This is a genomic window from Pseudonocardia sp. ICBG1293 (assembly GCF_020131355.1).
In the GTDB taxonomy this organism is placed as follows: Bacteria; Actinomycetota; Actinomycetes; order Mycobacteriales; family Pseudonocardiaceae; genus Pseudonocardia.
In genome coordinates, this window is the sequence record NZ_JAHLEL010000019.1 from 1 (window position 1) to 9944 (window position 9944).

A 9944-nucleotide genomic window follows, 5' to 3' on the forward strand; every position below is an offset into this window, starting at 1 on the left:
CCGCCACCGGCCTGCGGCTGCCCGCCACCGCGATCTTCGACTACCCGACGGTCGCCGCGCTCGCCGAGCACCTGCTCGTCGGGCTCCTCGGGCCGGACGCCGACGGCGACACCGGGACCGGTGCCGACGTCGCCGGTGTCGTCACCGCGGACGACCCCGTCGTCGTGGTGGGCATGAGCTGCCGCTTCCCCGGCGGCATCGGCTCGCCCGAGGACCTGTGGACGGTCCTCGACGAGGGCACCGACGTGATCACCGGGTTCCCCACCGACCGCGGCTGGGACCTCGACGACCTGTTCGACGACGACCCCGCGCACCGCGGCACCTCCTACGCCCGCTCCGGCGGGTTCCTCGACGACGCCGCCGGGCTTCGACGCGGACTTCTTCGGGATGAGCCCGCGCGAGGCGATGGCGACCGACGCCCAGCAGCGGCTGCTGCTGGAGTCGTCGTGGGAGGCGATCGAGCGCGCCGGGCTGGACCCGCAGAGCCTGCGCGACAGCCGGACCGGTGTGTTCGCCGGAGTCATGTACTCCGGCTACGGCAGCCGGCTCGACGGCGACGAGTTCGAGGGCTTCCAGGGCCAGGGCAGCGCGCTGTCGGTGGCCTCGGGCCGCATCTCCTACTCCTTCGGGTTCGAGGGCCCGGCGATGACGGTGGACACCGCGTGCTCGTCGTCGCTGGTCGCGCTGCACCTCGCCGCGCAGGCGCTGCGCAGCGGGGAGTGCGACCGGGCGCTCGCCGGCGGCGTCACCGTCATGGCGGGCCCCGAGACCTTCGTCGAGTTCTCCCGCCAGCGCGGCCTCGCCCCCGACGGCCGCTCCAAGCCGTTCTCCGACTCCGCCGACGGCGTCGGCTGGTCCGAGGGCGTCGGCATGTTGCTGCTGGAACGCCGGTCCGACGCGCTGCGCCACGGCCACCGGATCCTCGCCGTGGTGCGCGGCTCGGCGGTGAACCAGGACGGCGCCTCCAACGGGCTGACCGCGCCCAACGGGCCGTCCAGCAGCGCGTCATCCGGCAGGCACTCGCCTCCGGTGGCCTGTCCACCGCCGACGTCGACGCGGTCGAGGCGCACGGCACCGGCACCACCCTCGGCGACCCGATCGAGGCCCAGGCCCTGCTCGCCACCTACGGGCAGGACCGCGAGCAGCCGCTGCTGCTCGGCTCGGTCAAGTCCAACATGGGCCACACCCAGGCCGCCGCAGGCGTCGCCGGCGTGATCAAGATGATCATGGCGATGCAGCACGGGGTGCTGCCCCGCACGCTCGGGGTCACCGAGCCCTCCTCGCACGTCGACTGGGACGCCGGAGCGGTCGAGCTGCTCACCGAGCGGACGGCCTGGCCGGAGACCGGGCGCGTCCGCCGCGCCGGGATCTCCTCGTTCGGCATCAGCGGCACCAACGCCCACGTCGTGCTGGAGCAGCCCGTCGCCGGTGGAACCCGCCGACGCGGTCGCCCCGGCACCCGCCCGGGACGGCCTGGCGCCGCTGGTGCTGTCCGGCAGGACCCCCGAGGCGCTGCGCGGGCAGGCCGACCGGTTTGCGCGCGCACCTGCAGGACCGGCCCGGCCTCGTCCCGGCCGACGTCGCGTCGGCACTGGCGAGCAGCCGGTCGCGGTTCGCCCACCGGGCCGCCGTCCTGGCCGCAGACCGCGACGACGCCCTGCGCGCGCTGGCCGCGCTCGCCACGGACACCCCCGATCCGGCCGTCGTGACCGGGACCGCCCGGCCCGGCCGGACCGCGGTGGTGTTCTCCGGGCAGGGTTCGCAGCGGCTCGGGATGGGCCGTGAGTTGTACGGGCGGTTCCCGGTGTTCGCCGGGGCGTTCGACGCCGTCGTCGCGGTGTGCTGGACGCCGAGCTCGGTGGTGATCTGCGGGCGACGGTGTGGGGCGCCGACGCCGCGGCGCTGGACGAGACCGGCGTGGCCCAGCCCGCGTTGTTCGCGGTCGAGGTCGCGCTGTACCGGCTGGTGGAGTCCTGGGGTGTGCGTGCGGACCTGGTGGCGGGGCACTCGATCGGTGAGATCGCGGCGGCGCACGTGGCGGGGGTGTTCTCGCCGGCCGATGCGGCGCGTCTGGTCGCGGCGCGGGCGTCGCTGATGCAGGCGTTGCCGACCGGGGGTGCGATGGTCGCCGTCCGTGCGACCGAGGAGCAGGTGCGCCCGCACCTGACCGACGACGTGGCGGTCGCCGCGGTCAACGGACCCGCCTCGCTCGTGCTGTCCGGGGCACGCGACGCCGTCCTGGCCGTCGCGGAGCAGCTGCGCGCGCAGGGCCGCTCGGTCACCACGCTGCGGGTCTCGCACGCGTTCCACTCGCCGCTGATGGACCCGATGCTCGAGGAGTTCCGGGCCGTCGCCGAGCAGCTCACCTACTCCGAGCCGGTGGTGCCGGTGGTGTCGAACCTGACCGGTGCGCTCGCCGAGCCGGGTCGGCTGTGCGACCGGGGTACTGGGTGCGCCACGTCCGGGAGGCCGTGCGGTTCGCCGACGGTGTGCGGGCGCTGGCCGAGGCCGGTGCGACCACGTTCCTGGAGCTCGGCCCGGACGGTGTGCTCTCGGCGATGGCCCGTGAGTCGCTGCCCGACGACACGACCGTGACGGTCCCGGTGCTGCGCCGCGACCGCGACGAGGAGCACACCGCCCTCACGGCGCTCGCCACGCTGCACACCACGGGCGCACCGGTCGACTGGACCGCCCTGCTCCCGGCCGTGCCGGGGCACGTCGACCTGCCGACCTACGCCTTCCAGCACCGGCACTTCTGGCCGACCGGGACGACCGGGGCACCGGCCGGTACCGGTGCGACCGGGCACCCGCTGGCCGGCGACGTCGTCGCGCTCGCCGACGGCGAGGGCCTCGTGCTCACCGGGCGGATCTCCACCCGCACCCAGCCGTGGCTGGCCGACCACGCCGTCGGCGGCCGGGTGCTGCTGCCGGGCACCGCGTTCGTCGAGCTCGTGCTGCGGGCAGGCGAGGAGGTCGGGTGCGACCACGTGGAGGAGCTGACGCTCACCGCACCACTGGTGCTGCCCGACCACGACGCCGTCCGGACCCAGGTCCGGCTCGGCGCCGCCGACGCCACCGGCCGCAGGCCGGTCACCGTCCACGCCCGGCCGCACGGCACCGACGACGACCCGGACCCCGACGCCGGGTGGACCCTGCACGCCACCGGCACCCTGGTCGCCGCCCTCCCGCCGGTCCCGGACCCGCTCGACGGGGTCTGGCCGCCCACCGGCGCCGAACCGGTCGACCTGGACGGCTTCTACCCGGCCCGCGCGGCCGAGGGCTTCGACTACGGCCCGGCCTTCCAGGGGCTGCGGGCCGCCTGGCGGCGCGACGGCGAGGTGTTCGCCGAGCTCGTCCTCCCCGAGCCCGCCGACGGGACCGCCACCGCCTACGGCCTGCACCCCGCCCTGCTCGACGCCGCCCTGCAGTCCGCATGGCTGGTCGAGGACCGGGGCGAGGACCGGCGGGAGGACACCGCGGGTGGTACCGCCGCCGGGGTCCCGTTCGCCTGGAGCGGTGTCTCGCTCGCCGCCGCCGGCGCGTCCGCGCTGCGGACGCGGCTGCGCCGCGACCCCGACGGCACCCTCACCGTCTCCGCGACCGACCCCGGCGGCGCCCCCGTCGCCGAGGTCCGGGCGCTGGAGATGCGGTCGGTCGGCACTCCCGACGACGTCGCCCCCGGTGTCCGGGACTCCCTGTTCGGCCTCGACTGGACCCCCGTCCCCGATGCCGGGCCGCTCCCCGACGCCACCACCGCCGTCCTGGTCGGGGACGACCCGTTCGGTCTGACCGGCGCACTGGCCGGGCTCGGCGCGACCGTCGAGCAGCACGACGACCTGCCGTCCGGGCCGCCCGCCGGCCCGGTGCTGGTGCCCGTCGCCGCACCCGCGGACCCCGGTGGCGAGGACGCCGCCGCGGCGGCCCACACGCTCACCGCCCGGGTGCTCGGCCTGGTCCGCGCCCGCCTGGAGCAGGAGCGTTTCGCCGGGACCCGGTTCGTCGTCGTCACCCGCGGCGCCACCACCGGGCACGACCCGGCGGCGGCCGCGGTGTGGGGACTGGTCCGGTCCGCGCAGTCGGAGAACCCCGGCGCGTTCGGCCTGCTCGACCTCGACCCGGACACCACCGCCACGCTGCCGTCCGCGGCCCTGGACGGCGACGAGCCGCAGCTGCGGACCCACGACGGGGAGCTGCGGGCGGCCCGCCTGGCCCGCCGCGCACCCGCCGGCGACGACACCGCGGCCGCCGGCCTCGGCGCCGGCACCGTCCTGGTGACCGGCGGGACCGGCGGTCTCGGCGCCGTGCTCGCGCGCCACCTGGTGGCCGCGCACGACGTGCGTGAGCTGCTGCTGGTCAGCCGCCGCGGCCCGGACGCCGAGGGCGCCGCCGACCTCGTCGCCGACCTGGCCGACGCCGGGGCCCGCGCCACCGTCGTCGCCTGCGACGTGTCCGACCGCGACGCCGTCACCGCGCTCCTCGCCGAGCACCCGGTGCACGCGGTGATCCACGCCGCGGGCGTGCTCGACGACGGTCTGGTCGCCACGCTCACCCCCGAGCGGCTCGCCGCGGTCCTCCGTCCGAAGGTCGACGCCGCCTGGCACCTCCACGAGGCGACCCGCGACCGCGACCTCACGGCGTTCGTGCTGTTCTCCTCGGTCGCCGGTGTGCTCGGCAACCCGGGACAGGCGAACTACGCCGCCGGCAACGCGTTCCTCGACGCCCTGGCGCTGCGGCGCCGCACCGAGGGGCTCCCCGGCACCGCGCTGGCCTGGGGCCCCTGGGAGCAGGGCATGGCGGGCGAGCTGACCGAGGCCGACGCGGCGCGCCTCGCGCGCTCCGGGGTCCCGGCGCTGACCGTCGAGCACGGACTCGCCCTGTTCGACGCCGCCCTGGCCACCGGTGAACCGGCACTCGCGCCGCTGCGTCTGGACCCGGCCGCGCTGCGCGCCCACGGAGAGGTGCCCGCGGTCCTGCGGACCCTGGTCCGGGGCCGCTCCCGCCGTGCCGCGGTCGCAGGCTCGGCCGCCGCGTCGGGGCTGCGGGACCGCCTGGCCCCGCTCACCCCCGAGGAGCGACGCGAGGTGCTCCTCGACCTCGTCCGCGGGCAGGTCGCGCTGGTCCTCGGCCACGCGGGCGCCGCCGACGTCGACGCCGGGCGCGCGTTCCGCGACCTCGGCTTCGACTCGCTCACCTCGGTGGAGCTGCGCAACCGGCTCAACACCGTCACCGGACTGCGGCTGCCGGCCACGATGGTCTTCGACCACCCGACCGTCGACCTGCTGGTCGAGGTGATCGCCGACGACCTGTTCGGCACCGACGACGCCGTCCCGGCCGCCCCGGCGCGCACCGCCGCGGTCGCCGGCGCCCCGATCGTCATCGTCGGGATGGCGTCGCGGTACCCCGGCGGCGTCGCCACCCCGGACGACCTGTGGACCTTGGTCACCTCCGGCGGCGACGCGATCACCGGGTTCCCCACCGACCGCGGGTGGGACCTGGAGAACCTCTACCACCCCGACGCCGACCACCTCGGCACCTCCTACACCCGCGAGGGCGGGTTCCTGCACACCGCGGCGGAGTTCGACGCCGGGTTCTTCGGGATGAGTCCGCGTGAGGCGACGGCCACCGACGCCCAGCAGCGGCTGTTGCTGGAGACCTCGTGGGAGGCGGTCGAGCGGGCCGGGATCGACCCGGTCTCGTTGCGCGGCAGCGCCACCGGCGTCTTCGCCGGGGTCATGTACAGCGACTACGGCACGGTGCTCGCCGGGCCCGAGTACGAGGGCTTCCAGGGCAGCGGCAGCTCCCCGAGCGTCGCGTCGGGCCGGGTGTCCTACACCCTGGGCCTGGAGGGCCCGGCGGTCACCGTCGACACGGCGTGCTCGTCGTCGCTGGTGGCGATGCACTGGGCGATGCAGGCGCTGCGCTCGGGGGAGTGCACGCTCGCCCTCGCCGGCGGTGTGACGGTGATGTCGACGCCGGGCACGTTCGTCGAGTTCTCCCGGCAGCGGGGCCTGTCCCCGGACGGGCGGTGCAAGGCGTTCTCCGACGACGCCGACGGCGTCGGCTGGGCCGAGGGCGTCGGGATGCTGGTGCTGGAGCGCCGGTCCGACGCGCTGCGGAACGGGCACGAGATCCTCGCCGTGGTGCGCGGGTCCGCGGTCAACCAGGACGGCGCCTCCAACGGGCTCACGGCACCGAACGGACCGTCCCAGCAGCGGGTCATCCGCCAGGCGCTGGCGTCGGGCGGCCTGTCCACCGGCGACGTCGACGTCGTCGAGGCGCACGGCACCGGCACCACCCTGGGCGACCCGATCGAGGCCCAGGCGCTGATCGCGACCTACGGGCGGGACCGCGACACCGACCGTCCGCTGCTGCTGGGGTCGGTCAAGTCGAACCTCGGCCACACCCAGGCCGCCGCCGGTGTGGCGGGTGTGATCAAGATGGTGCTGGCGATGCGGCACGGGACGGTGCCGCGCACGTTGCACGTGGACGCGCCGTCGTCGCACGTGGACTGGTCCGACGGCACGGTCGCGCTGCTGACCGAGCAGACCGCGTGGCCGGAGACCGGGCGCGCGCGCCGGGCCGGGGTGTCGTCGTTCGGGATCAGCGGCACCAACGCGCACGTCGTGCTGGAGCAGCCCGCCGCCGTCCCCGGATCCGGTGAGCCCGCCGCGCCCGAACCCCGCGTGGTGCCGTGGGTGCTGTCCGGTCGCACGCCGGAGGCACTGCGCGCCCAGGCGGCACGACTGCGCGACGCGCTCACCGAGCGGCCCGGCCCGCGCCGGGTCGACGTCGCCCACGCGCTCGCGACCACCCGGTCGGAGTTCGCCCACCGCGCCGTCGTCCTCGCCGGGGCCGGTACCGACCCGCTCACCGCGCTCGACGCGGTCGCCGGCGGTCGCCCGGACCCGGCGGCGGTCACCGGGGAGAGCGACGGCGGCCGCACGGCTTTGCTGTTCTCCGGGCAGGGCTCGCAGCGTCCCGGCATGGGCCGGGAGCTGTACGAGCGGTTCCCGGTGTTCGCCGAGGCGTTCGACGCGGTCGTGGCCGCGCTGGACGCCGAGCTGGAGCCCGCGGGCGCCGGTACCCCGTCGCTGCGCGAGGTGATGTGGGCCGCCGACGACCGGGAGTCCGGCCGGCTCGACGAGACCGGCTGGACCCAGCCCGCGCTGTTCGCGGTCGAGGTCGCGCTGCACCGGCTGGTGGAGTCCTGTGGTGTGCGTGCGGACCTGGTGGCGGGGCACTCGATCGGTGAGATCGCGGCGGCGCACGTGGCCGGGGTGTTCTCGCTGGCCGATGCGGCGCGTCTGGTCGCGGCGCGGGCGTCGCTGATGCAGGCGCTGCCGACCGGCGGCGCGATGATCGCGGTGCAGGCGCGACCGGACGAGGTCACGCCGCTGCTCACCGGTGACGTCGCGATCGCCGCGGTGAACGGACCGTCCTCGGTCGTCGTGTCCGGTACCGAGGACGCCGTGCTGGCCGTCGGGACCCGGCTCGCCGAGCAGGGCAGGCGGACCACCCGGCTGCAGGTGTCGCACGCGTTCCACTCGCCGCTGATGGACCCGATGCTCGAGCAGTTCCGGGCCGTCGCCGAGCAGCTCACCTACTCCGAGCCGGTGGTGCCGGTGGTGTCGAACCTGACCGGTGCGCTCGCGCAGCCGGGTCAGCTGTGCGACCCGGAGTACTGGGTGCGCCACGTCCGGGAGACCGTGCGGTTCGCCGACGGTGTCGCGGCGCTGGACGCCGCGGGTGTCACCGCCTACCTGGAGATCGGCCCGGACGGGGTGCTGTCGGCACTGGCCGCACAGACCGTCCCGGAGGGCGCCGTCACGGTGCCCCTGCTGCGCCGCGACCGCGACGAGGAGACGACCGTGCTCACCGCGCGGGCACAGCTGCACACCGCCGGACGCACCGGCGACTGGCACGACGTGTTCACCGGGACCCGGCCGGCCCGGGTCGACCTCCCGACGTACGCCTTCCAGCGGCAGTGGTTCTGGCCTGCGGCCCGGACCGCGGACGGCGACGTCCGCGCGGCCGGCCTCGGTGCGCCCGAGCACCCGCTGCTCGGCGCCGCCGTGGAGCTCGCGTCCGGCGGGGGAGTGGTGTTCACCGGACGACTGTCCCGCGGTTCGCACCCGTGGCTGGTCGACCACACGGTGCTGGGGCACGTACTGGTCCCCGGCACGGCGCTGCTCGACATGGCGATCCGGGCCGGCGACCAGGTCGGATGCGACCGGGTCGAGGAGCTGACCCTGGCCGCACCGCTGGCCCTGCCCGAGCAGGGGGCCCTGCAGCTGCAGGTGACGGTCGACGCACCGGACACCGACGGCAGCCGGGGCATCGGCATCCACTCCCGGCCCGAGGGCGCGGGCGAGGACGCCTGGACCCGGCACGCGGCCGGTGCGCTGGCCCCGGCCGGCCCCGCCGCCCCGCTCGCGGCGGACGCGGCGGTGTGGCCGCCGTCCGACGCGGCCGCGGTCGAGGTGGAGGGCTGCTACGACGTCCTCGCCGACGCCGGGTTCGCCTACGGCCCGGTGTTCCGCGGCCTGCGGGCGGCCTGGCGCCGCGGCGAGGAGCTGTTCGCCGAGGTCGAGCTCCCCGACGGTGCCGGGGGCCCCGACGGGTTCGGCCTGCACCCGGCGCTGCTCGACGCCGCGCTGCACGTGTCGCTGCTCGCGGCCCTCGCCCCGGCGGGACCGGCGGTGGCGACGGAGCCGGCGGTGGCGCACTGCCCTTCTCCTGGTCGGGGGTGTCGCTGCTCGCGGGCGGCGCCGCCACCCTGCGGGTGCGGATCGCGCCGGCCGGGGACGGTGTCCTGTCGGTGCAGGCCGTCGACGGGACCGGTGCTCCGGTCGTCACCGTCGAGGCGCTGCACACCCGGCAGGTCGGAGCCGAGCAGCTGCGGGCCGCCCGGACCGACCGTGACGCGCTGTTCGGGCTGGACTGGACGGACGTCGACGCCACGCAGGGCGCGGCCGGGTCGGTCGCGGTCCTCGGGGCCGACCCGTTCGGGCTGACCGAGGCGGTACCGGACGCCGTGCAGGTCGACGACCTGGCCACGCTCGCCGCGGGCACCGAGCCGGTTCCGGACGTGGTGCTGTTCCCGGTGGCGGCCGATCCGGGCGTCACCGGGCGGCCCGAGGAGGTGCGCGCCTGCACCGTCCGGGCCCTGGAACAGGTCCAGCAGTGGCTCGCCACCGAGGAGCTCGCCACGGCCCGGCTGGTGGTCGTGACCCGCGGCGCCGTCGCGGTGGACGGCGGCGCCGTCCCCGACCTGGCGGCCGCCGCGGTCCGGGGCCTGGTCCGGTCGGCGGGGAACGAGAACCCGGGCACCCTCGGGCTGCTCGACCTCGACCCGGAGGCGACCGGTACGGATCCGTCCCTGACGGCCGCCGCGCTGGCCGCACTCGTCACGGAGCCCGAGCTGGCGGTCCGCGACGGGCGCCTGCGTGCCCCGCGCCTGGTCCGGACCGCCGTGACGCCCGAGCAGCGGGACGGCACCGACGGCCCCGACGGCCCCGACGGCCCCGACGCGCGTCCGGCCCTGCGCACGGACGGCACCGTGCTCGTCACCGGCGGGACCGGTGGGCTCGGCAGCCTGGTCGCCCGGCACCTCGTCACCCGACGCGGTGCGCGGGACCTGGTCCTCGCCGGCCGTCGCGGGCCGTCCGCACGGGGCGCGGCGGAGCTGGTCGCCGACCTCGAGGCGCTCGGCGCCCGGGTCCGGGTGGTGGCCTGCGACGTCGCCGACCGCGACGCCGTCGCGGCCCTGGTCGCCGAGGCCGGGCGGGAGCGCCCGCTGCGGGCCGTCGTGCACACCGCGGGTGTGCTCGACGACGGTGTGGTCGGCGCGCTGGACGCGGCCCCGGCGCGACACGGTGCTGCGGCGCCAAGGCCGACGCCGCCTGGCACCTGCACGAGGCGACCCGGGAGCTGGACCTCGACGC

Annotated in this window: 1 protein-coding gene and 3 pseudogenes; all 4 read left to right on the forward strand. The window is 76.8% G+C overall.

The window, feature by feature from the left end:
* Positions 1 to 1753, forward strand: a pseudogene (locus tag KPF47_RS40800) (beta-ketoacyl synthase N-terminal-like domain-containing protein); the annotation flags it as partial.
* A 125-nt stretch (positions 1754 to 1878) separates the two neighbouring features.
* Positions 1879 to 2349, forward strand: a pseudogene (locus tag KPF47_RS40060) (acyltransferase domain-containing protein); the annotation flags it as partial.
* Positions 2350 to 2471: 122 nt separating this feature from the next.
* Positions 2472 to 9014 (forward strand): type I polyketide synthase, encoded by a 6543-nt coding sequence (locus KPF47_RS10860; protein WP_224388620.1) that lies wholly within the window; start codon positions 2472 to 2474, stop codon positions 9012 to 9014.
* A gap of 137 nt (positions 9015 to 9151) precedes the next feature.
* Positions 9152 to 9944: pseudogene (locus KPF47_RS40805) on the forward strand (SDR family NAD(P)-dependent oxidoreductase); the annotation flags it as partial.